Here is a 26,289-nt window from a genome sequence, read left to right as displayed (position 1 = left end):
TCTTGCCGGCATCTCGATGCCGCCGTGATCATCGGCGGCACGGTGACGATTGGCTGAACGACGATTGAACGTCGTGTGGAGACGATGCCGCCGGCATGTGCCAGGCAGCATCGCGCCAACAGATCTCAAGCCGCCTTACGCTTCTTCTTGCGGTCGCCGTCGTCGTCCTCGTCTTCGTCGTCCTCTTCTTCCTCGTCGTCCTCTTCGTCGTCTTCCTCTTCGTCATCTTCCGGATCGATTTCGGCCGACTCGAGTGCGACGAGCGGCAGGGTTTCGCGAAACAGGTCGCCGTCCGTGCCCATCCACAGGCATTCGACCTTGTCCTCGTCGACCTCCACCACCGTGATCGGATGGCCGCCGGATTTCAGCATGACGACATCGCCTGGTTTCAGTTCCATGATTCTCCCTCCGCGCTGGATGACGCGGACGGCAAGCTAGCGACCGGTGATGACAGTCCGATCACGGCCGGCGCCTGGCGCGGTGGATTTGCTGTGAAAACAGAAGCCGCGTTATTTGCGCGCGGCCGGAACTAGTTCGGTCAGCGAGCGGATGATGCGGTCGGGCTTGATCGTCGATCCCGGCGGCAGCCCGACGCCGTGCACGTCCATCCAGATCGCGTAGATGCCAAGCCGCTGCGGCGCCACGACTTCCCACTCCAGATTGTCGCCGATCATCCAGGTATCCGGTGCGGTGACGCCGAGCGCCTGCATCGCGTGCAGATAGGCGCGCTCCTCCGGCTTGCCGAAACCGTGCTCGCCCTCGATCTGGATGTGATCGAAGCGATGGCCGAGCGCGAAGCGCTCGACCTTGGCGCGCTGCATGTCGGCGGCGCCGTTGGTGACCAGCGCGAGCTTGATGCCGAGCGCCTTGAACGCATCGATCGCTTCATGCGCGCCGGGGAAGATGAACATCTCCTCCTCGCGATAGGCGGTGAAGCGATCGGCGATGCGATCCGCGAGATCGTCCGGCAGCGCACGATGGCCGGCCGCCGCAAGCTGAGCGAAGCCGCCCTTCACGGTCAGCCGCCGCGCCTCGCCGAGCTTGATCCGCCAGATCGGCTCGGCGCTCGACCAGAATTGCCGTGCAGAGGCCAACAGCGCCGTCGCGACCATGTCCGGGGGCAGGGGCGCGAGCTCCGCGGCGAACTCGGTGGTGATCGTGTTCCAGGCGATCTCGGGACGTCCATAGGCCGACAGGATGGTGTCATCCATGTCGATCAGCATCGCGCGCGGCAGCTTGGTCACGGCCATTTCACCTCCGGCGGCAGCGACGACAGGATCGAATCGACATTGCCACCGGTCTTCAGGCCGAAGATGGTGCCGCGATCGTAGAGCAGGTTGAACTCGACATAGCGCCCGCGGCGGATCAGCTGCTCGTCGCGATCCTCCGCGCTCCAGTCGGCCTCGAAATTGCGCCGCACCAGGTCGGGATAGACCTTCAGGAAGCTGCGCCCGACGTCCCGGGTGAAGGCGAGATCGGCTTCCCAGTCGCCGCTGTCGTGCCAGTCATAGAAGATGCCGCCGACGCCGCGGGCTTCCTTGCGGTGTGGCAGATAGAAATAGTCGTCGCACCATTTCTTGTACTTGTCGTAGTCGGCGACGCCGTTCGGTCCGTTGCAGGCCTCTTTCATCGCGGCATGGAAGGCGACCGTATCGGGGTCATCCTGGGTGCGCCGCCGGTTCAGCACCGGCGTCAAATCGGCGCCGCCGCCGAACCACGCCTTGGTGGTGACGACGAAGCGGGTGTTCATGTGCACGGCGGGCACGTTCGGATTGCGCAAGTGTGCGATCAGCGAAATGCCCGAGGCCCAGAACCTTGGATCGTCGGCGGCGCCGGGAATCTGCGCGCGGAATTCGGGAGCGAACTCGCCATGCACGGTCGAGCAGTGCACGCCGACCTTCTCGAACAGCCGGCCCTTCATGATCGACATCACGCCGCCGCCGCCGGGCTTGCCGGTGTGGTCGGTGCGATCCCAGGGGGTGCGCACGAACCGGCCGGCATTGCCGGGATAGAGCGCTGCGGGGGCATCGTCCTCGAGCGTCTCGAAGGCCGCGCAGATGTCGTTGCGCAGCGCCTCGAACCAGCCGCGCGCACGCGTCTTGCGGTCTTCGATGATGGCGGGGTCTGTTGGCAGCATGGCTAACCCTGTGGGCCGAAATAGCTGCAGCTCTCGTTGCAGCTGTCGCGATGGACGCTGACGCGGGTCAGCCTGCCCGCGTGTTGCAGCCGCTCCCAGATGAAGCGTGAGAGATTCTCCAGCGTCGGCACGCCGATCGCCTCGATCTTGTTGAGGAACTTGTGGTCGAGCGTCTTCTGCACCTCGGCCATGGCGCGCTCGAGCAGGCCGAGATCGACCACCATGCCGGTTTTCGGATCGGGCGTGCCGCGGACGGTAACCTCGGCTCGAAACGAGTGACCGTGAATCTCCTCGCTGGCAGTGCCAAAGGTCGTTCCGGACAGCGCATGCGCAGCTTCGAACCGAAACGCTTTCGTCAATTCCCACATCTCGTTCAACAACCCAGTTCTGACAAAGTAGAGTTCATCTGATGCCGAGCGCCTTGTGCGTCTGCACGCTGAGGCGCCATTGCGGGTGCTTCAGGCAGTATGCGATCGCCCGCTCGGTATTCTCGATCACCTCGGGCCCGTCCATCGGCTGCAGCGAGAAGCGCTCGAAGGCGAGGCCCGCAAAATCCTCCGGCGCGTTCTCCGGCTGCGGATAGACCAGCTTGAGCTCGTGCCCCTTGCGCACCACGAGCTCGGATGCCGCCTTGGGGCTGACGCAGACCCAGTCGAGCCCGTCGGGCGGCGCGATGGTGCCGTTGGTCTCGATCGCGATCGCAAAGCCGTGGCCGTGCAGGGCCTCGATCAGGGCAGTGTCGACCTGCAGCAGCGGCTCGCCGCCGGTCAGCACCACGTAGCGGTCGGCTTCGCCCCCGGTCCATTGCGCGGCAACGGTGCCGGCAAGCTCGGCCGCATCGGCATAGCGGCCGCCGAGCGTGCCGTCGGTGCCGACGAAATCGGTGTCGCAGAACCGGCAGACTGCCCCGGCGCGGTCCTGCTCGCGGCCGCTCCAGAGGTTGCAGCCGGCGAAGCGGCAGAACACGGAGGCCCGGCCCGCATGGGCGCCTTCGCCCTGCAGGGTGAGAAAGATCTCCTTGACCGCGTAGCTCACCAAAAATCCCTTAAGTTACCGAACCGGCAGTTCCTGAGCCGGCAAATCCTGAACCCGCAAGCGCTGAACCCGTCTGCCGCAGCGCCTCTCCAACTGCCATGGCCGCGGTGACCGCCACATTGAGCGAGCGCAGGGACGGCTTGATCGGAATCAGCAGCCGCGCATCCGCGGCGGCCACGACCGCCTCGGTCACCCCTGCCGTTTCGCGCCCGAAAAGCAGGACATCGGAGGCCGTATACGCGAAATCAAGATAGGGTTTCGCCGCCTTGGTCGTGAACAGGATCAGCCGGCATCCGGCCTCGGCCCGCCATTCCTCGAATTTCGACCATGAGTCGTGACGCTTCAACCGCACATGGTCGAGATAGTCCATACCCGCCCGGCGGAAATTCCGGTCCGAGGTGTCGAACCCTGCCGGTTCGATGATATGGGCTGCCACGTCCAGGCAGGCGCAGAGGCGCAGAATCGTCCCGGTATTCTGGGGGATGTCGGGCTGGAACAGCGCGATCTGCATGGTGCGGGCGACCTGTGAAATCCGGATGAAATTGTCTCAATAAAACATCGCTCGGCGCGGATTTCGTGCATTGCACGTGTGCGAGCCGATAGCGGGCTTGCGCTCGTCCGGCAAGGGTGCCAATAGAACGATTCTGGACTGCTGTTCCGCCATTTGGGGTGGGGAATAGTGGTTTTCTGCCGCCGCGGGGGCCGCGGGCGCCGGCAGCCTTTCTTGGGGCGCGTTCTGCGTCTCCGGGGCGGTTCCACCGGCTGCAGAAAAGAAAGGGCTAGGAATCGTGACGACAGCGTCTTCGGCGGACCATCCGACACGCCGTGATTTTCTCTTTGTTGCAACCGGAGCTGCCGCCGTCGTCGGCGCAGCCGCGACCGTCTGGCCGCTGGTTGCCCAGATGAACCCGGATGCCGCGACGATCGCGGCCGGCGCGCCGATCCAGGTCGATCTGACGCCGATCGCCGAGGGCCAGGACATCAAGGTCTTCTGGCGTGGCAAGCCGATCTACATCAGCCATCGCACCAAGAAGCAGATCCAGGAGGCCCAGAGCGTGGCGCTCTCGAGCCTGCCCGATCCGCAGCCCGACTCGGCCCGCGTCAAGGCAGGCCATGACCAGTGGCTGGTCGTGATCGGCATCTGCACCCATCTCGGCTGCATCCCGATCGCCCATGAGGGCAATTACGACGGCTTCTTCTGCCCCTGCCACGGCTCGCAGTACGACTCCTCCGGTCGTATTCGCCAGGGGCCGGCGCCCGCCAACCTGCCGGTGCCGCCCTACGCCTTCCTTACCGACACCAAAATCCAGATCGGCTAAGTCCCGGACCCTCCGGGATTTCGGCTTCCCCTTGGACCCATCGCGTCGTTTTTCTTCTTCAGGATCGCATCAATGAGCGGACCATCTGATTTTCAACCGAGCAACCCCGCTTTGAAGTGGATCGAACGGCGCCTTCCGATCTTCGGCCTCGTCCACTCCTCGTTCGTGGCCTATCCGACGCCACGCAACCTGAACTACTGGTGGACCTTCGGCGCCATCCTTTCGCTGATGCTGGCGCTGCAGATCCTGACCGGCGTGATCCTGGCGATGCACTACACGCCGCACGCCGATCTCGCCTTCAAGTCGGTCGAGCTGATCGTCCGCGACGTCAATTACGGCTGGCTGCTGCGCAACATGCATGCCTGCGGCGCGTCGATGTTCTTCTTCGCGGTCTACATCCACATGTTCCGCGGTCTCTATTACGGGTCGTACAAGGAGCCGCGCGAGGTGCTGTGGATCCTCGGCGTCATCATCTACCTGTTGATGATGGCGACCGGCTTCATGGGCTACGTGCTGCCGTGGGGCCAGATGAGCTTCTGGGGCGCCACCGTCATCACCAATCTGTTCTCGGCGGTACCGTATTTCGGCGAGAGCATCGTGACCCTGCTGTGGGGCGGCTATTCGGTCGGCAATCCGACGCTGAACCGCTTCTTCTCGCTGCATTACCTGCTGCCGTTCGTGATCGCCGGCGTGGTCGTGCTGCACATCTGGGCGCTGCATGTCGCGGGTCAGAACAACCCGGCCGGCGTCGAGGCCAAGACCGAGAAGGACACCGTGCCGTTCACCCCGTATGCGACGATCAAGGACGCGTTCGGTGTGTCGTGCTTCCTGATCTTCTTTGCCTGGTTCATCTTCTACATGCCGAACTACCTCGGCGACGCCGACAACTACATCCCGGCGAATCCCGGCGTGACCCCGGCGCACATCGTGCCTGAATGGTACTACCTGCCGTTCTACGCGATCCTGCGTTCGATCCCGAACAAGCTCGCCGGTGTCGCGTGCATGTTCGGTGCGATCATCGTCTTGGCATTCCTGCCCTGGCTCGACAACGCGCGGACCCGTTCGTCGAAGTATCGTCCACTGGCCAAGCAGTTCTTCTGGATCTTCGTGGTGGTCTGCATCCTGCTCGGCTATCTCGGCTCGCAGCCGCCGGAAGGCATCTATGTGATCGCCGGCCGCATCCTGACGGTGTGCTACTTCGCCTACTTCCTGATCGTGCTGCCGCTGCTCGCCCGCATCGAGACGCCGCGCCCGGTGCCGAACTCGATCGCCGACGACGTGCTGGCGAAGAGCAAGGGCAGGGCCGCGACCGCAGCCTCTGTCATGCTTGCGCTGGTGGTGGCTGGCGGCCTGTTCGCCGGCAGCACCCAGAACGCCAAGGCCGAGGAGGGCGGCGACGCCCCGCCGGCCCAAAGCTGGTCGTTCTCCGGCCCTTTCGGCAAGTATGACCGCGGCTCGCTGCAGCGTGGCCTGAAGGTCTACAAGGAAGTCTGCTCGGCCTGCCACAGCCTGAACTACATCGCGTTCCGCAACCTCGCCGATGCCGGCGGCCCCGGCTATTCGGAGGCGCAGGCGGCTGCGTTGGCGTCCGAGTACAAGATCAAGGATGGCCCGAACGACCAGGGCGAGATGTTCGAGCGCCCGGGCCGCCCGGCGGATTACTTCCCGGCGCCGTTCCCGAACGAGCAGGCCGCGCGCGTGGCCAATGGCGGTGCGGCACCGCCCGACCTCTCGCTGATCACCAAGGCGCGGTCCTACAAGCGCGGCTTCCCGCAGTTCGTGATCGACTTCTTCACCCAGTACCAGGAGCAGGGCCCGGACTATGTCGACGCCGTTCTGCAGGGCTTCGAGGACAAGGCCCCGGCCGGCGTCACGATCCCGGAAGGCTCGTACTACAACAAGTACTTCCCTGGCCACGCCATCAAGATGCCGAAGCCGCTGTCCGACGGTCAGGTGACCTTCGACGACGGTTCGCCGGCGACGGTCAAGCAATACGCGCACGACGTCACCACGTTCCTGATGTGGGCGGCCGAGCCGCGCATGGAAGAGCGCAAGCGGATCGGCATGCAGGTGTTCTTCTTCCTCGTGATCTTCGCCATCCTGATGTACTTCACCAAGCGCAAGGTCTGGGCCGACGCCCACTGACCCCAGGTATGGTATCGCGCGTTTGAAAAAGCCCCTTCGGGGGCTTTTTGTTTTGTGCGTGTTCAAACCCTGGTTCGCGAGAAAGGCGTTTGTGCTTCTGCGATCATGACGAGTGCGCGAGGGGGCCGCAGGGCAATTGCGTCCGTCGCCGAGTACGGACAAAATGCCGGCCAATCAGCCGGCCAACATTGCGGAGGAACTCATGGGTACCAGCATCAACTTCAAGCGTCCGGACGGCAAGGAAGCGTCAGGCTATCTCGCCAACGCCGCGCGCGGCAACGCGCCCGGGGTCGTCGTGATCCAGGAATGGTGGGGGCTGCAGGACCAGATCAAGGGAATGTGCGACCGCTTCGCGCGGGCCGGCTTCGATGCGCTGGCGCCCGATCTCTACAAGGGCAAGGTGGTGCCGTATCACGACACCGACGCGGCCGGCAAAGAGATGAACTCGCTCGACTTCATGGACGCCACCACGCAGACGGTGCGCGGCGCCGCGCAATATCTCGGCAAGAACGGCGCCAAGGTCGGCCTGACCGGCTTCTGCCTCGGCGGCGCGGTGACCATCATCGGCGCCACCAAGATCCCGGAGCTCACCGCCGGTGTGGTGTTCTACGGCATTCCGCCGGAGCAGGCGGCCAAGCCGGCGGACGTCAGAATTCCATTGCAGGGGCATTTTGCCACCAAGGACGATTGGTGCACGCCGGCGCTGGTCGATGGTTTTGAGAAGGCGATGAGGGCCGCCGGCAAATCGCTGGAGCTGTACCGCTATGACGCCGACCACGGCTTCGGCAACGAGCAGCGCCTGTCGGTGCACGACCGGCAGTGTGCCGAACTGGCCTGGGACCGGGCGACGGACTACTTCAGGAAGCATCTGGGCTGATTGCGTCCCCAAGCGAGCTGTCGTCCCTGCGAAAGCAGGGACCCATACGCCGCGGCCGCGGCAATGGGCACGCTGGCAGTCATCTCGCCAAGCAACCACACCCTGTGGTTATGGGTCCCTGCCTTCGCAGGGACGACGGAGAACTAGTTCTCCGCCTTCACCTCGTCCCACCACGGGCAGGTGCCCGACATCAGCTTGAAATTGCCTTCCAGCACCTGCACCGGTGCGCGCTTGCCCTCGGCGGCGGCGCGCATGCGCATCTCGCGCGCGACGGCGCGGTCCTCCGGCGACAGCCAGACGCGCTCGTGGCCCCACAGGCTCGGGCCGTCATGCATCTCGAACGGCGTCCAGTTCTTAGGATCGATCTCGCGGCCGCCCCAGCCGCACTCGACCATGAAGGCTGACGGCGACTTGGCGTAGAACGACGTCATCAGGTCGTTGGTGTGACGGCCGAGCGTGACGTTGACCCGGTCTTCCTTCATCGCGATGTCGTAGGCCTGACCGACATCGTCGAGCGAGAACAACTCCACCATCAGATGATGCATGCCGTTCGCGCCGGTCTCGATCAGCGCCAGCGAGTGATGGCGCGCATTGACGTGGAAGAAATAGGCGCGGAACGGCTTTTCGATGTAGTCGCTGAGGCCGAAGCCGAGCACGTCGACATAGAAGCTCATGACGGGTGCGATGTTCTCGACGGTCAGCACCGCGTGACCGAGCCCGAGCGCGCCGGTGCGGAAGCCGGAAATGGATCGTCCCGGCTTGAACGGCGTGTCGTCGATCTCAGGGCCATGAAACGCCTCCAGACGGTTGCCGGCCGGGTCCTGGAATGAGATCAGTCCGCGGACCCGCCTGCTATCTGCGAGCACCTGCGGCTCGGCGGTCACGGAGACACCGGCGCGCTCCAGCCGCGACGCCAGCGCGTCGAGGGCGGTGGCATCCGCGACCTCCCAGCCGAAGAACCGCGTCCCTTCGCCCTGGGCGCGGTCGATCACGATGCGTTGCTTGCGGTCGTCCATCCGGAAGGCGAGCAACGCGTTGCCTCGCTCGATCGCCTGCAGCCCGACCAGGCCGGTGCCGAACTGCCGCCAGTCGTCGAGTGCGTCGGAGCCGAAGCCGGCATATCCGAGACCCAAAATCGCCATCTGCGCCTCCACCATCTGTCTGTTTTTTGGGCGGCTGACCGGCCGCCATTTCGATAAATCCTACGCGGTTTCCGGTCGCTTCAAACCCCGAAAATGCCGTCCAACAGGGCGTCCAAGGGGCTTCCAAGGTTGGGGCAGGGGTGTCGGGCGATCCCTTGACACGGCCCGCGCCGGGTGGTGAGTAGCGGCCATGAGCACCGTTGCCAGTCCATCCCGTCGTTGGTGGCCCACCTTCTCATAGGTGGCCGGTGCGTTTTCATTTCCCAAAAACGTCGAAGGTCGCCATCGCAGTGCGACGGTCCCTTCGTTTGTCCTGTGTGGCGCTCTCTTCCCAAGTCTCGTAAGAGGATCACATGAACAGGACAGTCTTCTCCCTGCCGGCCAAGAGCGAATACCTCACCAATGGCGGCCTTGCGGTTGCGCGCGTGGTCGAGCAGTTCACCGGCGGCGCCAACCGCCTCGACGATTTGATCGCGCTGCTGGACCGCCGCCGCGGCGTGGTCTTGTCCTCGGGCACCACCGTGCCGGGCCGCTATGAGAGCTTTGACCTCGGCTTTGCCGATCCGCCGCTGGTGCTGGAAACGTCAGGCACCGATTTCTCGTTGCAGGCGCTGAACCCGCGCGGCGAGGTGCTGATCGCCTTCCTCGGCGACGTGCTGCGCGAGCCCTGCGTCGTGATCTCCGAGCGCAGTGCCACGCGGCTGGCCGGCCATATCATCCGCGGCGCTGCGCCGGTCGAGGAAGACCAGCGCACCCGTCGCGCCAGCGTGATGTCGCTGGTGCGCGACATGGTGGCGGCGTTCACCTCCAATGCCGATCCGCTGCTCGGCCTGTTCGGTGCCTTCGCCTATGACCTCGTGTTCCAGATCGAGGACATCGTGCAGAAGCGCGCCCGCGAGGCCGACCAGCGCGACATCGTGCTCTACGTGCCGGACCGGCTGCTGGCGTATGACCGCGCCACCGGCCGCGGCGTGGCGCTGAATTACGAGTTCTCCTGGAAGGGCAAATCCACCGCCGGCCAGTCGCACGAGACGGCGCCGAGCCTCTACGCCATGACCGGGCGGCAGGGTTTTGCCGATCACGCGCCGGGCGAATACCAGGCGACCGTCGAAGTCGCCCGCGCGGCGTTCGCCCGCGGCGATCTGTTCGAGGCGGTGCCCGGGCAGCTGTTTGCCGAGCCCTGCGAGCGTTCGCCGGCGGAAGTGTTCCAGCGGCTCTGTCGCATCAACCCGTCGCCCTATGGCGCGCTGATGAATCTCGGCGACGGCGAATTCCTGGTCTCTGCATCGCCCGAGATGTTCGTGCGCTCTGACGGCCGCCGGGTCGAGACCTGTCCGATCTCGGGCACCATCGCGCGCGGCTCGGACTCGATCGGCGATGCCGAGCAGATCCGCAAGCTGTTGAACTCGGAGAAGGACGAGTTCGAGCTCAACATGTGCACCGACGTCGATCGCAACGACAAGGCGCGGGTCTGCGTGCCCGGCACCATCAAGGTGCTGGCGCGGCGTCAGATCGAGACCTACTCAAAACTGTTTCACACCGTCGACCACGTCGAGGGCATGCTGCGGCCGGGCTTCGATTCGCTCGACGCCTTCCTGACCCATGCCTGGGCGGTCACCGTGACCGGCGCGCCGAAATTGTGGGCGATGCAGTTCGTCGAGGATCACGAGCGGTCGCCGCGTCGTTGGTACGCCGGCGCGATCGGCTGCGTCAATTTCGACGGCAGCATCAACACCGGCCTCACCATCCGCACCATCCGCATGAAGGACGGCCTCGCCGAGGTGCGGGTCGGCGCGACCTGCCTGTTTGATTCCGATCCGGCCGCCGAGGACCGCGAGTGCCAGGTCAAGGCGGCCGCGCTGTTCCAGGCGCTGCGCGGCGATCCGCCGAAGCCGCTGTCGGATTTCGCGCCTGACGCCACCGGCTCGGGCAAGAACGTACTCCTGATCGATCACGACGACAGCTTCGTGCATATGCTGGCCGATTACTTCCGCCAGGTCGGCGCCAACGTCACCGTGGTCCGGCACATTCATGCCCAGGACATGCTGAAGCAGCGCGGATGGGATTTGCTGGTGCTGTCGCCCGGGCCGGGTCGCCCGGAGGATTTCGGCATCGCGAAGACCATCGACACCGCGCTGGAAAAGAAGCTGCCGATCTTCGGCGTCTGCCTCGGCGTGCAGGCGATCGGCGAGTATTTCGGCGGCCAGCTCGGCCAACTCGGCCAGCCCGCGCATGGCCGTCCGTCGCGCGTCCAGGTCCGCGGCGGCAGGCTGATGCACAATTTGCCGAATGAGATCGTGATCGGCCGCTATCATTCGCTCTATGTCGAGCGCGACAGCGTGCCCGAGGTGCTGGCGGTGACCGCGACCACCGAAGACGGCGTCGCGATGGTGATCGAGCACAAGACCCTGCCGGTCGGCGGCGTGCAATTCCATCCGGAATCGCTGATGTCGCTCGGCAACGAGGTGGGCCTGCGCATCGTCGAGAATGCATTCCGGCTTAATGTGAGTACCAAGTGAAGGCAAAGTTTAACCATCGTCATTCCGGGATGGTGCGCTAGCACCAGACCCGGAATCTCGAGATTCCGGGTTCGATGCTTCGCATCGCCCCGGAATGACAGCCAGAGCGAGATCAATGACCTTCGACCACGACATCAAGGCGACCGTTCGCACCATCACGGACTACCCGAAGAAGGGCATCCTGTTCCGCGACATCACGACGCTGCTCGCCGATGCCCGCGCCTTCCGCCGTGCGGTCGACGAACTGGTGCATCCCTGGGCGGGGGCGAAGGTCGACAAGGTCGCGGGCATCGAGGCGCGCGGCTTCATCCTCGGCGGCGCGGTGGCGCATCAGCTCTCGGCCGGCTTCGTGCCGATCCGCAAGAAGGGCAAGCTGCCGCACACCACGGTGCGGATCGCCTACTCGCTGGAATACGGCATCGACGAGATGGAGATGCATGCCGATGCCGTGCAGCCCGGCGAGCGCGTGATCCTGGTCGACGATCTGATCGCGACCGGCGGCACCGCGGAGGGTGCGGTGAAGCTGCTGCGCCAGATCGGCGCCAATGTGGTCGCGGCCTGCTTCATCATCGACCTGCCCGATCTCGGCGGCGCCGCCAAGCTGCGCGCGATGGACGTTCCGGTGCGCACGCTGATGGCGTTCGAAGGGCACTAGCGCAAACCCATCCACAACGTCGTCCCGGCGAAGGCCGGGACCCATTACCACCAATAGTGGTTATGAAGACCGCTGCAGCCGCAGCCGTCGCAAAACGCAAAGCGGTGGTTATGGGTCCCTGCTTTCGCAGGGACGACATCGAGTGTGTTAGGCGGGTGCGGGAGCCACCGGCGGAGGGGTCCCGGCTTTCGCCGGGACGACAGTCATCCCCGCTGCAACAGCATGCTCAGCTCGAGATCGCGGAACGTGGTGTAGTTCTTCCGGATCCACTGATGCAGCTCGGTCGATGAGTCCCTCTCGTGGCGCAGATAGCCGGTGAAGGAGAAGGTCAGCCGGTCGATATAGGTCTTCAGGAACACCGGCAGCGCGCGGAAGCGCAGCACCCGGCTGGCGGTCATGACCGGCGGCAGCTCGCCGCGCACCACGAATTCATTGTCGATGACGATGAGTGCGTTCGGCGGGATCATGCCCTGCAGCGTCTGGTAACCGTGCACCGAGGCGCGGTCGGTATCGGCGACATACAGGATGACCGGCGAGACGCGGCGGCGCATCGCCTCCTTCATCAGCCCGATCTGGTCGACCATTTTGAAGAATTCGTCGAAGGCGTGGTAGCCGAGGTCGATCACCTTGCCGATGCCGTCATTTACGATGACGCGGTCCATCAGCTGCATTTTGCCGTAGGTGTCGATCACGTCGGCGGTTTCGGTGATCCGCGGCAGATAGTCGAGCAGCGACGGCTCCTTCAGATTGATGTCGTAGCAGACGACGTCGCCGTTCTTGAGCAGCAGGAATTCGCCGAGCAGCCGCGCGATCAGCGTCTTGCCGACCTGCGGGCGGGGCGAGCAGATGATGTAAACGGGCGTGGACGACATCGCCCGCTATATCAGGCCAAATTTTCGCCTAATCCAGCCCCATCGCCGCCCCGAACGCGACTTTTTTCGCTGCCCCCGGCGCGATTTTTCGCTGCCTTGGGCGGGACTTTCCGTTGCCCGGCGCGCGACTTTTTCGCCGCCTTGCGCGCGACTATTTTTCGCCCTTGGCCGACTTGGCGCCGACCAGGTCGGTCAGCTTGATCCGGTCGAACTCGCTCCAGACATTGGCGAGCCAGTGCCGGACATAGCCACGCAGCACGAAGGAGTAGTTCGCGGCGTCGTCGTTGATGCCCTTGTTGGCAACGAATTTCAGGAACGGAACCGAGGAGACCTCGACCTGCTCGTAGGCCATTTCGTTGAGCTTCGGGATGGTGAGGTCCACGGCATCCTTGATGCGGTGGAAGTACGAATTGTAGGTCGCCTGGTCCCACTGGAAGAACTGGGTGTCGTTGATGAAGTTCTTAACCAGGAAATACTTCGCGCCGCTCATGAAGTTGGCGGTCTCGGCGATTTCGTCCAGCGAGGCGATCGACGGGCCGAGGATGTGGAAAACGGCGAAGGTGATCTGGCCGGAGCGCGCCGCGTCGAGGAATCCGATGTCGCGCAGCGAGGCCAGCGCGGGTGACAAGAGGCCGGCGCGGACGTCGATCACGGTGACCGAGGAACCGGCGTTCAGCGTATCGAAGATCTTCATCTGGTCCGCGGTCGTCGTCATGTCGACGATCTCGGTGATGTCGGGGTGGAAGCGCTTCAGCGTGCCGCGCGGCGACTCGGTGTCGAACGCCCGGGTTTGCACGTTGTTGGCACTGAAATAGTCCAGGAGCGTCCGCGAGACGGTGGTCTTGCCGACCCCGCCCTTGTCAGCGCCCACCACGATCACAACCGGCTTTGCCATGGAAGTCCCTTAAAGCGCGCTCCCGACCGCGATGGCGATCGGCAAGTCCCCACACTGCTTTGGGCGCGAACATGGCAGAAACGAGGGAGAATTCAATTCCTTAAGGTGCCCACATTGGGTTTGGTAGGGATTTCCTTAATGGACTGAGTGGCCTAGGGCACGATCAGCGGCGCCGGCCCCAGGGGCCTTGAAGTGGGCCCTGGAGCGGGCCCTGCAAAGGACCCAGCGGTCCCAATGGTCCCTGTGCAGGGCTGGTGCCCGGCAGCGGCGGCGGATTGTTCGGTTGTGCTGGCGGCGTGTCACCCCAGGGGCCGTGGGGCGGGCCATGGGTGACAGGTGGAGGCTGGTCGCCCGCCGCGGACGGCTGGTCCTGCGTTCCCGTCGCGTCCGACGTCTCATCCGGCAGCGCCAGCGGTCCGGGGTCGTGGCCGCCGGCAGATTTCACCAAGGCATCGACCCGGGATTTCACCGACGGATGGGTGGCAAACAGGTCGGCAAAACCCTCGCGCGGATTGTCGACGCAGAGTTCCATCACCGCCGAGGTGGCGCCCGGTAGCTCGCCGCGGTTCTCGATCTTGCGCAGCGCCGAGATCATCGCATCGGGATTCTTGGTCAGCTCGACCGATCCGGCATCGGCGAGGAATTCGCGCGATCGCGACAGCGCGAGCTTGACCACCTGCGACAGCAGCCAGGCCAGCATGATCAATGCGACCGCGATGATGATGACGATGATCGCGCCGCCGCCCGAGTCCTTGCTGTCGCGGTCCGACGAGGATGATGACGATCGGGAGGATGACGATGACGACCAGCCACCTCCGCTGCCGCCGCTCCACGACAGATTTGTGAACAGGCGGAAGAACAGCTCGCCGAAGAAGCCGACCACGCCGGCGATGATCACGGCGACCACCATCAGCTGCACGTCGCCGTTCTTGATATGGGTGAGCTCGTGGCCGAGCACGGCCTCGATCTCCTGGTCGTTCAGTGCCCTCAACAAGCCCGTGGTGACCGTGATGGAATATTGCCGCGGGTTCAGTCCGGTCGCGAACGCGTTCAGCGCCGGGCTGTCCATCACCTTCAGCTTCGGCATCGGGATGCCGCGCGAGATGCAGAGGTTTTCCAAGAGATTGTAGAGCCGCGGCTGCTGCTGCCGCGTCACGCTCTCGCCGCCGGTGACGGCGTCGATCATTTTCTGGTGGAAGAAATAGGCGATCACGATCCACGCCACCGCCGCGATCGTCGCCCATGGGAAGGCCGAGACCAGATCGCGCGAGGCATGGGTCAGGTAGTAATCGGCCGTGCGGCCGCTATCGATCATCACCTCCGCGACCAGCGCGCCGGCATAGACCAGCACGTAGATCAGCAGGAACAGGCCGCAAAGCAGCAGCATCGAACGAAACTTGTTCGATGCGATGTGCGTGTAGAGACCATAGGCGGCCATGACGGAGCGGCCTCTCGCCGGCGCGCGTTGCGCCTCAGAACTTCACGCTCGGTGCCGCCTCGACCTCCGTACGGCTGGCGCCGAGGTCGAAGAAATCCTTGGGGGTGAAGCCGAACATGCCGGCGAACAGTGCGGCCGGCATCTGCTGGATGCCGGTGTTGTATTCCTGGACCGCGTTGTTGAAGAAACGGCGGCTGGCGGCGATCTTGTTCTCGAGATCGGAAAGCTCCGATGCGAGCTGCTGGAAATTGGCGTTGGCCTTGAGGTCCGGATAGGCCTCGGACAGCGCAATCAGCCGGCCGAGCGCGCCGGAGAGTTGGTTTTCCGCCGCAGAGACCTGGGCCGGTCCCTGAGCAGAGATCGCCGAGTTGCGTGCCTTGATGACGTCGTCGAGTGTGCCGCGCTCATGTGCGGCATAGCCCTTCACGGTCTCGACCAGGTTCGGGATCAGGTCGTGGCGCTGCTTGAGCTGCACATCGATATCGGCAAAGGCCTGGCTGACCCGCTGGCCGAGCGCGACGAGGCGGTTGTAGGCGCCGAACGCAAACAGCACGAGGAGGACGATGACGCCGATAACGATCCAGCTGGTCGACATGACAGGGCAGCTCCTGATGGACGAGACGGCGGCACCGTAGCCCAGGATTGGGGCGCAGGGCAGCCCGCCGCGAAAAGGTGGGCAGGGATTGGTCGGGGATGGATACGAATTGGTTCAACATCGTTCCGGTGAGGTCGATGTCGTCGTCCCGCTAATTCTACGTCGTCCCGGCCTAGTGCGCGATTGCGCACGGGGGCCGGGACCCATACGCCGCGGCCCGGGAAAAGGCACAAGCGGCGTCGGCTTCGCTTCACAACCGGGTTCGGTGGTTATGGGTCCTGGCCTCCGTGCGCGATTGCGCACTAGGCCGGGACGACGCAAGTAGCTACACCGCATCACCCCAGCGCCAGCGCCGGGCGTTGGCGTAATCGGCCTTGGCGCGGCGGGGCACTCTGGCGACGGCAACGCCCTCGGGCGTGCAGAGCTTGGCCGCGACCTCGACCTTGCCGACATCCGGTTGCGCCAGCACCCGCGATAGCCGGTTCTCAACGCGCGCGTGGCTCAGCGCGACATAGGCGAAGCGTTCGTCCTCGAACGGGGCATCGGCGCCCTTGACCTGCTTGTGCGCGCGCGAGCGCTGCAGGCGCTGCGAGAAATGGCACCAATCGGGCGCGACCAGCGGGCAGCTGCCGTCATGCGGGCAGGGCGCGACGACGTGGGCGCCCGCCGTGATCAAGCGTGCGCGGAGTGCGATGATCCGCGCATAGCCCGCGGGCGTGCCGGGTTCGACGACCAATAGCGTATCGCCGGTTTTGGACCACAGCGCATCGGCCAGTGCCGCGCGCTCGGCCTCGCCGAGCTCGCCGATCATGTAACTGGCGACGACGAGGTCGGCGGGGTCGGCCTTGTCCAGCAAGGCGCGGGCCTGACCGAGTTGGTAGCTGGTGTCGTGCAGGCGTGCGGTGCGTTGAAACAGCCCCTCGGCCAGCGTTCTCAACGCGCCATTGGCGTCGAGCAGGGTGAAGCCCTGCAGCGACGTGAACGTCTCGGAGGCCGCCCAGGTCGCGGTCCCGGGGCCGGCGCCGACATCGAGCAGGCTCATTGGTGCGAAGTCCGGCCTGATCTCGGTCAGCGCATTGAGGCTAGCCACCACGGCCGCATAGGTTGCGGGCATCCGTGCCAGCGCATAGGCCAGCGCATCGGTCTCGGTCCGGATCGTCCCGGAGCCGCCGCCCTCGCGGTAGGTCTGTGAGATGATCACCGCGCGACCGGCCGCATCATTGCGCGACAGGCCTTCGAGCCTGGCGTTGAGGGCGGCACGCAGTTCAGCGGGGAGATCGGGTGAGGTCATCCGCTATACTATCGCACGTCATTGCGAGCGGAGCGAAGCAATCCATCGCGCCGCTTGTGGAGGCGTAGATTGCTTCGTCGCTGTCGCGCCTCGCAATGACGGGGCCGAGAGGCCTCGCCTCAAGTCCGAGGTGCTTCGACGTAGCGTTACGCCACGTTCTGGTCGAGGATATCGACCGCGCCCTGCAGGTCGACCGACACCAGCTGCGACACGCCGCGCTCGGCCATGGTGACGCCGAACAGCCGGTTCATCCGCGCCATCGTGATCGGATTGTGCGTGATGATGATGAAACGCGTCTCGGTCGACGCTGTCATTTCGTTCAGCAGGGTGCAAAACCGTTCGACGTTGTGGTCGTCGAGCGGCGCGTCGACTTCGTCCAGCACGCAGATCGGCGACGGGTTGGTCAGGAACACCGCGAAGATCAGCGCGAGCGCCGTCAGCGCCTGCTCGCCGCCTGACAGCAGCGACAGGGTCTGCGGCTTCTTGCCGGGCGGCTTCGCGATGATTTCGAGGCCGGCCTCGAGCGGATCGTCGCTCTCGATCAGATGCAGCGCGGCTTCGCCGCCGCCGAACAGCTCGGTGAACAGGCGCTTGAAGTGGTTGTTGACGGTCTCGAACGAGGTCAGCAGACGCTCGCGCGCTTCGCGGTTGAGGCTCTGGATGCCCTGCCGCAGCCGCTTGATCGCTTCGACCAGGTCGTCGCGTTCGGTGGTCAGCGCGGTATGCTGGGTCTCGACTTCCTTCAACTCTTCCTCGGCGCGCAGATTGACGGCGCCCAGGCGCTCGCGGTCGCGGCGCAGCTTTTCGAGTTCTTCCTCGACCTGCGCGACCGGCGGCAGCTCCGCGCCGGGCTCGATCTCGGCCATGCCGACGACCGCGCTCGGCTCGACCTCGAGCATGTCGTGGATCTCGCGCTCGATGTCGGCGAGGCGGCGGCGGGTGCCTTCCATGCGCTCTTCGGCGCGCGCGGTGGCTTCGCGGGAGGACGACAGCGCTTCGAGCGAGGTCTTGGCGAGGCGATCGGTTTCCGCCATCGCGGCTTCCGCCGTCGCCAGCGCGTCCGCAGCGATCCTTCGATCGCCCTCGGCGTGCTCGATCTCCGTGATCAGCGCGCTGCGCTTCTCGGCGAACACTTCCGGCGCGTTGGCGAGTTCCTCGCGCTCGGCCGACACCTCGGCGATGCGCTCTTCGATGGTCCCGACCTGCGAGGCGGCGCTGGTCTTGCGGCTCTGCCACTCGTTGCGTTCGGCAACGATGGCCTGCACGCGGCGGTCGGCGAGTTCGGCCTCGCGGGCGAGCGCCTGCGCCTCGGCGCGGACTTGCGCCGCGGCACGGCGCTGGTTGTCGATCTCGGCGCGAACCGCAGCGAGCTGGGCTTCGGTCTCGACACCCGGCGGCAATTCGGACAGCGCGGCAACTGCGTTCTCGTGGGCGGCTTCGGCCTCGGCGCGGTCGGCGGCGACGCGGCTGTGCGCCTCGGTCAGCGCCGATTTGCGTGCGGAGTGGCGGTTGATCTCGCGTTCCGTCGCGGCATGGCGCTCACGCGCGGCGTCGGTCTCGCGGCGGGCGGCACGCACGGCTTCGCGCGAGGCACCCTCGGCGGCAGATGCCGAGCGCAATTCTTCTTCAGCCGTCTCCAGCGCCTGACGCTTGGCGGCGGCATCGATGCGGGCCTGTTCAAGCTCATGCTCGATATCGACCAGGCGGGCGCGTTCGGCGAGGCGGCGGGCCGCACCGGTCGGGGCATGGGCGTCGGCGACAAAGCCGTCCCAGCGCCAGACGTCGCCTTCGAGCGACACCAGCCGCTGGCCGGTCTTCAGCTGCGACACCAGCGCGGCGCCGCGTTCCTTGGCCACCACGCCGATCTGGGCCAGACGGCGCGCCAGTTCCGGCGGTGCCTGGACGTGATCGGCCAGCCGTTCGACGCCATCCGGCAGCGCGGGATCGCCCGCGGCTTCACCGACATTGGTCCAGCGCATCGGCGCGGACGAATCCACCGGCGCGTCGAGGTCGTCGCCGAGTACCGCGCCGATCGCCTTTTCATAGCCCTTGGCGACCGTGATGCCGTCGATGATCGGCGGCCACAGATTCTTGGTCTCGCTGGTGACGAGCTTGGAGATGGTGCGGGCTTCGGTCTCGAGCCGCTGCACGCGCTTCTCGGCCTCGGCGAGCGGATTGCGGGAGGCTTCCAGCGTCTGCCGCACGGCGGCGTGATGCGCCTCGCTGGACTGCACGGCGGCCTCGGATTCGGCGAGCGTCTGCTGCGCCATCTCCATGGCGGCGGCGAGCGCGTCGATGTCGCCGAGATTGCCGGTCTCCTGCGCGAGTTTGGTCTCCTCGGCCTGGACGTTGGCGATCTCCTGATCGAGCCGCGCCAGGCGGTCGCGATGCGTGCGTACGCCGGCTTCGAGCTGGTTGCGCTTGGCGGTCAGGTCGGCGAGCTGCGTGGTTAGCTCGGAGAACTGGCGCTCGGTCGCGGCCAGGATCTCCTCGGCCTCGGAGACGCGCTCGTCGACGCCGGAGCGCTTCTCGACCCGCGACTTGATCTCTTCCTTGAGCTCGGCGTCTTCGGTGTCGAGCCGCTGCAGCGCGATGTCGGCATCGGAGGTCTGCTGCTGCTCGCGTGCGATGTCCTGGGCGAACTGGGTCAGGCGGCGATCGAGTTCGCCGACCCGCTCCTTGGCGCGCTGCTCCTCGCGGTCGAGCATCTCGCGCGCATTGGTCAGGCGCTGCAGGCCGGCGGCGGCGCGCGCCTCGGCATCGCGCAGCGCCGGCAATTCGGCCGCGCGGATCGCCTGGATGCGGGCGGATTCGGCCTGCTCGCGGGTGCGCTCGGCCATCTCGCGCACGGAGATATCATGGGTGTGCGCGGCATCGTTGACGTCGGCATTGGCCTCGATCCAGCGCAGATGGAACAGCATGGCCTCGGACTTGCGCACCTTGGCGGCGACCTCGCGGTAGCGAATCGCCTGGCGGGCCTGCTTCTTCAGGCCTTCCATCTGGCCGCTGAGCTGGCCGATCACGTCCTCGACGCGGGTCAGGTTGGTTTCGGCCGCCTTCAGCCGCAGCTCCGCCTCATGACGGCGGGCGTGCAGGCCGGCAACGCCGGCGGCGTCTTCCAGCACGCGGCGGCGCTGCTCGGGCTTGGCCTGGATGATTTCGCCGATCTTGCCCTGGTGGACCAATGCCGGCGAACGCGCGCCGGTGGCGGCGTCGGCGAACAGGATCTGCACGTCGCGGGCGCGCACGTCGCGACCGTTGATGCGGTAGACCGAGCCGGCTTCGCGCTCGATGCGGCGGGAGATCTCCAGCAGCTGGCTGTCGTTTACCGCGGCCGGCGCCGAGCGATCGGAATTGTCGATCGTCATCACGACTTCGGCGTGGTTGCGCGCGGGACGGTTGCCGGAACCGGCGAAGATCACCGCATCCATGTCGGCGGCGCGCAGCGATTTGTGCGAGGTCTCGCCCATCGCCCAGCGCAACGCTTCGACGAGATTGGATTTGCCGCAGCCGTTCGGTCCGACGACGCCGGTCAGGCCCGGCTCGATCATGAAATCGGTGGGTTCAACGAACGACTTGAAACCGTGCAGGCGGAGGCGCGTGAGCTTCATGTACACAAATCTCGTTTGGCCGGGCGCGAATCTCCCTGCCGTGACAATACCATGGATGGCAATGTCGGTGTCTGGGGTGAATAGCTGCGTGCAGCTCTCATGAGCGGCGACAATGGCGATGCGAGTGCGTCAGGGCAACCGCTTGACCAAGCTTTTCCCAAGGGATTTGCAGGGGATTTACAGGGGTTTTGTGGCCCCTGCATGTCCTCCGAGATTCGCATCGTGCGAATCAGGTTTTCAACAACCAAATTATGCGACGGCCGCATGCCGTGATCGCAAATCATCCACAATTATCGTGCCGCGACTCGAACGCGGCACGATGACGTCGGATTCGCGGGCGCCTGATTAGCTCTTCAGCAGCGGATCGATGTGCTTGCTGAACTCCTCGAACGAGGTCTCGCCCTTCAGCATCTCGCCATTGACGAAGAAGGTCGGCGTCGAGTTCACCTTCAGCACGTCGTTGGCGTATTTCTGGTCGGCGGCGATCTTGTCGAGCAGCGTCTGATCCTTCAGGCAGTCCTCGACCTGCTGCTGGCTGAGGCCGGCCTGCTTGCCGATCCGCGTCAGCGTCTCGGTGGTGTTCTTGACCACCCAGTCGTTCTGCTGGCGGAACAGCAGGTCGATCACGGCGAAGAATTTCGGCGCGTCGTCCTTGGCGATGCAGCGCGCCAGCATCGAGCCGGCGGCGGCCTTGATGTCGAGCGGGAATTCGCGGAACACGTAGCGGACCTTGCCGCTATCGATGTAGGTCGACTTGATTTTCGGGAACACGGTCTCGTTGAAATTGGCGCAGTGCGGGCAGGTCATCGAGGCGTATTCGATGATGGTCACCTTGGCGTCCTGCGGGCCGAGGCCCATGTCCGGCAGCGATTGCGGCTTGGCGACCTCGGCGGCGGTCTGCGCGAACGCATCCGTGATCAGGCGCAGCGGCGACAGCCCGGCGAGGGCGGCAAGCCCGGTCAGCGAGAGAGCGGTGGTGAAAGCGCGGCGCGTGATGATCAAGGTCAGCTCCCGGATTGGCGCATTCACGCCAGAATGAAGGGGGTCCCGAAAAGAAGCCTTCGCTAGCTTGAAACGACCATTGTGGCAATGCCGGGGTCTCGCGGCCGAGCCTGCGAAAAGCGTCAATTTCGCTTGATCGAGGCACCCAGTCGGGCCAGCGCGGCGCGCAGATCGGCGTCCTCGACGGCTTCAAGATTTGCCGCCTCCCGGGCCACGGCTTTGGCGTCGGGCTGGCGCGGCCGGGTCGGGGGGGCGCGGCGCGAAAGCGGCGCCTGCCGGATCGTCAGGCGGCCGACCGCGTGCCAGCCGAAGAAGCGGTTCACCCGTTCCAGGATGACGTCGGAGGAGTGCTGGATCTCCAGCGCCATCGGCCCCTCGACCCGTAGCACCAGCGTGGCCGGCTCCTGCGGCTGCCCCTCCACCGGCCGAGGCCACTGGATCTTCAGCGGCTCGCAATAGGCCGCGATCCGCTCCCCGGCGATCTCGGTCCAGCGCGTCACCAGCTCGCGCGCGGCAAAGCCCTGCTTGGCATAGGCGTCGGTGAAGACGTCGCTGAGCAGGATCGACAGGGGCTTTGCGCTGATCGGGCCGGGTCTGGGCATGGGAGGGTTATAGCATCCCGCAATTCGCGTGAGGAGCGTTCCTGCCGTCATGGCCGGGCTTAGCCGTCCGAAGGACGGCGTCGCTTCCGCTCGCCTATGTCCCGGCCATACACGCCTTTGTTTCCTCGGACAAAGAAAGACGTGGATGCCCGGGTCAAGCCCGGGCATGACGGGGCGAGATTTGCCCTAAAGTGACGTCATGAGCTCTCGCGCGGCCGCCAAGACCAAATCGACCGACCAGCAAGCCGACCGCCCAGCGCGGCTGCTGGCCTGGTATGACCGGCATCGCCGGCGGCTGCCGTGGCGTGCGGAGGCGGGGGAGCGGGCCGATCCGTACCGTGTGTGGCTGTCCGAGATCATGCTGCAGCAGACCACGGTCAGGGCGGTCGGACCTTATTTCGAGAAATTCCTGTCGCGCTGGCCCGACGTGACCGCGCTTGGCCGCGCCTCGCTCGACGACGTCCTCAGGATGTGGGCCGGGCTCGGCTATTATTCGCGGGCGCGCAACCTGCACGCCTGCGCGGTTGCGGTGCTGAGCGAGCATGGCGGGGCCTTTCCGGACACCGAGGACGGGCTGCGCGCGCTGCCCGGCATCGGGCCCTATACCGCGGCGGCGATTGCCGCGATCGCGTTCGACCGCCGCACCATGCCGGTCGACGGCAATATCGAGCGCGTGGTCAGCCGGCTCTTCGCCATCGAGGAGGCGCTGCCGCAGGCCAAGCCGCTGATCAAGGAGATGGCGGCGACGTTGCTCGGCCCGTCCCGTGCCGGCGATAGTGCTCAAGCCCTGATGGACCTCGGCGCCACCATCTGCACGCCGAAGAAGCCGGCCTGCGCATTGTGTCCGCTGAATGACGATTGCGCAGCCCGCGTCCGCGGCGACCAGGAGACGTTTCCGCGCAAGGCACCGAAGAAGAGCGGCGCGCTGCGCCGCGGCGCCGCCTTCGTGGTGACGCGCGGCAGCGAGCTCCTGGTGCGTTCGCGCCCGGCAAAAGGCCTGCTCGGCGGCATGACCGAAGTGCCGGGATCGCAATGGCTTGCGGATCAGCCGGAGGCCGCCGCGCTGGCGCAGGCGCCGGAGCTCAAGGGCGTCACGCGCTGGCAGCGCAAGACCGGCGTGGTCACCCACGTGTTCACGCACTTTCCGCTCGAGCTCGTGGTCTATACGGCGAGTGTTGCGCCGCGCACGCGTGCGCCGGACGGCATGCGCTGGGTGCCGGTGGCGACGCTGGACGGCGAGGCGTTTCCCAATGTGATGCGCAAGGCCATCGCGCACGGGCTGGATCTCTAGGGGGAGACGACCTGCTGACACCATGCTGGCAGCAGGTCTCGGCTACGACGTCCAAAACGGAGGCCGCCATGATCGCAACCGCGCTCGACCGCATCCCGATGCCGCCAGTCGCCAAGCTGCTGGGGTGGCACGTGGCTGACGCACGTCCGCAGGACGGCTGGATCAGGATCGTGTTCGACGGCAATCAGGATTTCTGCAATCCGGCCGGCTTCATCCAGGGCGGCATGCTCTCGGCGATGCTCGACGACACGATGGGGCCGGCGGTGTTCATCATGACCGAGGGCAGGCTGTTCACCACGACGATCACGATGACCGTCAATTTCCTCGCACCCGCGAAACCCGGACCGATCACCGGCGAAGCGACGGTCACGCAGCTCGGCAAGACCATCGCCTTCGTCGAGGGCCGGCTGACCGCCGCTGACGGCACATTGCTTGCGACGGCGAGCAGCAGCATCCGCCTGGTGGAAGCAGCGCGGGCGCTGCGGTGATGCCGCGCACACTGCAATTTGGTCCGTCACCCTGAGGAGGCCGCGTAGCGGCCGTCTCGAAGGGTCGACAGCCACCGGCCGGGCCGTGCACCCTTCGAGACGCCGCTTTGCGGCTCCTCAGGGTGACGGGGACAGTAGGTTGCTTCAGCTTTCGCCCTACCTATGCACCCGCCCGCTGCACGATCGGCGGCTTGGCGTTCAGCCCCTCGACCTGGAAGCCGGCGACGCGCTTGTAGTTGGCGGCGATGTCTTCCAGCTCCTGCTGGGACAGCACCTCGGTGACGACGCCAAAGCCATTGGGCGCGCGCTCCTCGACCAGCTGCATCACCTGCTCCGGGCCGTTGCGGCGGTTGAGCATCACGAGGTCGGTCGTCGCCGGGCGCCGTTCGGCCTCATAGGCCAATAGCGCCGCCTGCGTTGCACCATGCGCCAAAATCTCACGCGTCAGCGTGCGCGCATCCAAAATCGCCTGCGAGGCGCCGTTGGAGCCGATCGGGTACATCGGGTGCGCGGCGTCGCCCATCAGCGTGACCCGGCCGAAGGTCCATTGCGGGATCGGATCGCGATCGACCAGCGGATATTCGTAGGCATGCGGGCAGTTGCGGATCAGGCCGGGCACGTCGAGCCAGTCGAAATTCCAGCTCTCGAACCACGGCAGGAACTCGTCGAGCTTTGCGGTGCGGTTATAGTCCTCGCGGCGCCACTGATAGGTCGGCGGCATATGCCGCTCGGCGACCCAGTTGATGTCGAACTTGCCGTCGGCGCCGGCCTGCTTCGAGATCGGATAGCAGACGAATTTCAGGGTCTCGTGGCCGGCCATGATCATGGTGCGACCGGTCAGGAAGGCATTGCCGCGGGTGATGCCGCGCCACAGGATGCGGCCGTTCCAGATCGGCGGCCCTTCCTGCGGATAGAGTTTTTCGCGCACCGCGGAATGGATGCCGTCGGCGGCGATCAGCACCGCGCCGTCATAGCTGCCGGCGGGCTTGCCGGTCGCCTTGTCGATGAAGTCGGCGCGAACGCCGTCGGCGGTCTCGGTCCAGCCGGTGAGGTGATGGCTGGTCAGGATGTTCTCTGGCCCCAGCCGTTCGGTCGCGGCGTCGAGCAGCAGCTGCTGCAGCCGGCCGCGATGGATCGAGAACTGCGGCCATTTATAGCCGGCCTCGAGCCCGCGCGGTTCGCTCCAGATCGGCTTGCCGTGCTTGGAGAAATAGGCGAGCTCGCGGGTGCGCACCGCTGATGCGTCGAGCACATCATGCAGGCCGAGCTCGATCAGTTCGCGCACCGCATGCGGCAGCACGTTGATGCCGACGCCGAGCTGCCGCAATTCGGGCACGCTTTCGAAGACGCGGCAGGGCACGCCGATCTGGTGCAAGCTGAGCGCCAGCGTCAGCCCGCCAATTCCGCCACCTGCAATCAGCACAGTCATGAAAAGCCCTCTCGATCGGCCATCGTCATCGCATGGCGGCCCGGCCGCGGGCAAGGTCCGCGGTGCCGCGCGGGGTGGACGGCAAGGGGGGCTGCCGCTAACGTCCGCCGCATCTCATAAAAAGCCAGGGCCGGGTTCGCAACGAACCGACAAGGCCCGCAGAGGACAACGACATGCTCAAGCTCTATACCGCCCCCGGTACCTGCGCCCTCGCGTCCCATATCGCACTGGCCGAGGCCGGCGCGCCCTATTCGATCGAGCGGCTCGATTTCAAGATCAACCAGCAGAACAGCCCGGAGTATCTGAAGATCAATCCGAAGGGCCGCGTGCCGTCGCTGGTGACCGACCTCGGCGTGCTGACCGAGACACCGGCGATGCTGGCCTACATCGCGCAGACCTATCCGCAGGCGAAGCTCGCGCCGCTCGACGACGCCTTCGCATTCGCGAAGCTGCAGGCCTTCAATTCCTATCTCTGCTCGACGGTGCATGTCTGCCACGCCCACAAGATGCGCGGCGCGCGCTGGGCGACCCACGAGACGTCGTTCGCCGACATGAAGTCGATGGTGCCGAAGACCATGGGCGCCTGTTTCAACCTGATCGAGCGCGACATGCTGAAGGGCCCATGGGTGATGGGCGACAGCTACACGGTCGGCGACGCCTATCTCTACACGCTGGCCCTCTGGCTCGATGGCGACGGCGTCGACATCGCGACCCTGCCCAAGGTGAAGGCGCATCGCGCCGCGATGGAGCAGCGGCCGGCGGTGCAGAAGGTGCTGGCCGAGCAGAGGGCGTAGGCGCGAGAAATTCGGTGTCGTCCCGGGCAAGCGCAGCGCGACCCGGGACCCATAACCACAAATCTCGCCTGTGGTACGACGCTGGGGCCGCAGCCTTCATCCACGATTCAGAATGGTGGTTATGGGTCCCGGCCTTCGCCGGGACGACGCGT

24 protein-coding genes are annotated in these 26,289 nt (G+C 65.6%); 8 read left to right on the top strand and 16 right to left on the bottom strand.

Going from position 1 to position 26,289, the window contains the following annotated elements:
* Positions 1–125 precede the first annotated feature (125 nt).
* The 6 genes from ACOIX3_RS34200 to ACOIX3_RS34175 all read right to left on the bottom strand — a co-directional run bounded on the left by ACOIX3_RS34200 (position 126) and on the right by ACOIX3_RS34175 (position 3,683).
* Positions 126–371, bottom strand: coding sequence for a DUF2158 domain-containing protein (locus tag ACOIX3_RS34200; protein WP_420966468.1), 246 nt, complete (start codon positions 369–371; stop codon positions 126–128).
* Positions 372–509: 138 nt separating this feature from the next.
* Positions 510–1,250 carry an HAD family hydrolase gene (locus tag ACOIX3_RS34195; protein WP_420966466.1) on the bottom strand — a complete coding sequence of 247 codons (741 nt, stop codon included), beginning with the start codon at positions 1,248–1,250 and terminating at the stop codon, positions 510–512.
* The gene (gene hemF / locus ACOIX3_RS34190; RefSeq protein ID WP_420966464.1) at positions 1,241–2,137 is read right to left on the bottom strand and encodes an oxygen-dependent coproporphyrinogen oxidase; all 897 of its coding nucleotides are present in this window, start codon (positions 2,135–2,137) and stop codon (positions 1,241–1,243) included. Before hemF ends, ACOIX3_RS34195 begins: the two co-directional genes overlap by 10 nt.
* Before the next feature lie 2 nt (positions 2,138–2,139).
* Entirely contained in the window at positions 2,140–2,505 is a 366-nt protein-coding gene (locus ACOIX3_RS34185; protein WP_420971856.1) for a 6-pyruvoyl trahydropterin synthase family protein, read from the bottom strand.
* A gap of 34 nt (positions 2,506–2,539) precedes the next feature.
* A complete protein-coding gene (gene queE, locus ACOIX3_RS34180; RefSeq protein WP_420966462.1) occupies positions 2,540–3,172 on the bottom strand; it encodes a 7-carboxy-7-deazaguanine synthase in 633 nt (210 codons plus the stop codon).
* A 10-nt stretch (positions 3,173–3,182) separates the two neighbouring features.
* Positions 3,183–3,683, bottom strand: a complete 501-nt coding sequence (locus tag ACOIX3_RS34175) for a tRNA (cytidine(34)-2'-O)-methyltransferase (protein WP_420966461.1) — start codon at positions 3,681–3,683, stop codon at positions 3,183–3,185.
* A gap of 277 nt (positions 3,684–3,960) precedes the next feature.
* On the opposite strand from ACOIX3_RS34175, the gene petA reads away from it, so the two are divergent.
* The 3 genes from petA (at position 3,961) to ACOIX3_RS34160 (ending at position 7,513) form a co-directional block, all read left to right on the top strand.
* Entirely contained in the window at positions 3,961–4,491 is a 531-nt protein-coding gene (gene petA / locus ACOIX3_RS34170) for a ubiquinol-cytochrome c reductase iron-sulfur subunit (RefSeq protein ID WP_173641229.1), read from the top strand.
* Positions 4,492–4,563: 72 nt separating this feature from the next.
* Positions 4,564–6,636: a cytochrome c1 gene (locus ACOIX3_RS34165; RefSeq protein ID WP_420966458.1), complete on the top strand. Its 2,073-nt coding sequence runs from the start codon at positions 4,564–4,566 to the stop codon at positions 6,634–6,636.
* 202 nt (positions 6,637–6,838) lie between these two features.
* A complete protein-coding gene (locus tag ACOIX3_RS34160; RefSeq protein ID WP_420966456.1) occupies positions 6,839–7,513 on the top strand; it encodes a dienelactone hydrolase family protein in 675 nt (224 codons plus the stop codon).
* A 143-nt stretch (positions 7,514–7,656) separates the two neighbouring features.
* Here ACOIX3_RS34160 and ACOIX3_RS34155 read toward each other — a convergent pair whose 3' ends face one another.
* Positions 7,657–8,655, bottom strand: coding sequence for a VOC family protein (locus tag ACOIX3_RS34155; RefSeq protein ID WP_420966455.1), 999 nt, complete (start codon positions 8,653–8,655; stop codon positions 7,657–7,659).
* 353 nt (positions 8,656–9,008) lie between these two features.
* Here ACOIX3_RS34155 and ACOIX3_RS34150 point away from each other — a divergent pair, with 353 nt between their 5' ends.
* Positions 9,009–11,174, top strand: coding sequence for an anthranilate synthase component I (locus tag ACOIX3_RS34150; protein ID WP_420966454.1), 2,166 nt, complete (start codon positions 9,009–9,011; stop codon positions 11,172–11,174).
* 115 nt (positions 11,175–11,289) lie between these two features.
* Positions 11,290–11,829, top strand: a complete 540-nt coding sequence (locus ACOIX3_RS34145; protein ID WP_092124551.1) for an adenine phosphoribosyltransferase — start codon at positions 11,290–11,292, stop codon at positions 11,827–11,829.
* Positions 11,830–12,032: 203 nt separating this feature from the next.
* Here ACOIX3_RS34145 and ACOIX3_RS34140 read toward each other — a convergent pair whose 3' ends face one another.
* From ACOIX3_RS34140 to ACOIX3_RS34105, 8 genes are all read right to left on the bottom strand, one after another.
* On the bottom strand, positions 12,033–12,701 hold the full coding sequence (locus tag ACOIX3_RS34140; RefSeq protein WP_420966452.1) for a hypothetical protein: 669 nt from the start codon (positions 12,699–12,701) through the stop codon (positions 12,033–12,035).
* Positions 12,702–12,852: 151 nt separating this feature from the next.
* Positions 12,853–13,596 carry a hypothetical protein gene (locus ACOIX3_RS34135; protein WP_166214394.1) on the bottom strand — a complete coding sequence of 248 codons (744 nt, stop codon included), beginning with the start codon at positions 13,594–13,596 and terminating at the stop codon, positions 12,853–12,855.
* A 163-nt stretch (positions 13,597–13,759) separates the two neighbouring features.
* Positions 13,760–15,034 carry a M48 family metallopeptidase gene (locus ACOIX3_RS34130; RefSeq protein WP_420966451.1) on the bottom strand — a complete coding sequence of 425 codons (1,275 nt, stop codon included), beginning with the start codon at positions 15,032–15,034 and terminating at the stop codon, positions 13,760–13,762.
* 34 nt (positions 15,035–15,068) lie between these two features.
* Positions 15,069–15,629 (bottom strand): LemA family protein, encoded by a 561-nt coding sequence (locus ACOIX3_RS34125; protein ID WP_420966450.1) that lies wholly within the window; start codon positions 15,627–15,629, stop codon positions 15,069–15,071.
* 325 nt (positions 15,630–15,954) lie between these two features.
* On the bottom strand, positions 15,955–16,920 hold the full coding sequence (locus ACOIX3_RS34120; protein WP_420966449.1) for a small ribosomal subunit Rsm22 family protein: 966 nt from the start codon (positions 16,918–16,920) through the stop codon (positions 15,955–15,957).
* Positions 16,921–17,066: 146 nt separating this feature from the next.
* On the bottom strand, positions 17,067–20,531 hold the full coding sequence (smc, locus tag ACOIX3_RS34115) for a chromosome segregation protein SMC (protein ID WP_420966448.1): 3,465 nt from the start codon (positions 20,529–20,531) through the stop codon (positions 17,067–17,069).
* Between the two features lie 345 nt (positions 20,532–20,876).
* Positions 20,877–21,533 (bottom strand): DsbA family protein, encoded by a 657-nt coding sequence (locus ACOIX3_RS34110; protein WP_050403998.1) that lies wholly within the window; start codon positions 21,531–21,533, stop codon positions 20,877–20,879.
* 122 nt (positions 21,534–21,655) lie between these two features.
* Positions 21,656–22,135 (bottom strand): DUF721 domain-containing protein, encoded by a 480-nt coding sequence (locus ACOIX3_RS34105; protein WP_420966446.1) that lies wholly within the window; start codon positions 22,133–22,135, stop codon positions 21,656–21,658.
* Positions 22,136–22,334: 199 nt separating this feature from the next.
* Here ACOIX3_RS34105 and mutY point away from each other — a divergent pair, with 199 nt between their 5' ends.
* Both mutY and ACOIX3_RS34095 read left to right on the top strand, forming a co-directional pair.
* Complete coding sequence (gene mutY / locus ACOIX3_RS34100) at positions 22,335–23,426, top strand: A/G-specific adenine glycosylase (protein WP_420966444.1); 1,092 nt, start codon at positions 22,335–22,337, stop codon at positions 23,424–23,426.
* A 68-nt stretch (positions 23,427–23,494) separates the two neighbouring features.
* Positions 23,495–23,914 (top strand): PaaI family thioesterase, encoded by a 420-nt coding sequence (locus tag ACOIX3_RS34095; protein ID WP_420966442.1) that lies wholly within the window; start codon positions 23,495–23,497, stop codon positions 23,912–23,914.
* A 160-nt stretch (positions 23,915–24,074) separates the two neighbouring features.
* Here the strand turns inward: ACOIX3_RS34095 and ACOIX3_RS34090 are convergent, their stop codons facing one another.
* Entirely contained in the window at positions 24,075–25,343 is a 1,269-nt protein-coding gene (locus tag ACOIX3_RS34090) for a flavin-dependent oxidoreductase (RefSeq protein WP_420966441.1), read from the bottom strand.
* Positions 25,344–25,516: 173 nt separating this feature from the next.
* On the opposite strand from ACOIX3_RS34090, the gene ACOIX3_RS34085 reads away from it, so the two are divergent.
* On the top strand, positions 25,517–26,137 hold the full coding sequence (locus ACOIX3_RS34085) for a glutathione S-transferase family protein (RefSeq protein WP_420966439.1): 621 nt from the start codon (positions 25,517–25,519) through the stop codon (positions 26,135–26,137).
* Positions 26,138–26,289 lie beyond the last annotated feature (152 nt).

The sequence above is a fragment of the Bradyrhizobium sp. B120 genome (assembly GCF_049075665.1).
In the GTDB taxonomy this organism is placed as follows: Bacteria; Pseudomonadota; Alphaproteobacteria; order Rhizobiales; family Xanthobacteraceae; genus Bradyrhizobium.
The sequence above is the reverse complement of the archived record's forward strand: the minus strand, read 5'-3'. Positions and strand labels throughout refer to the sequence as shown.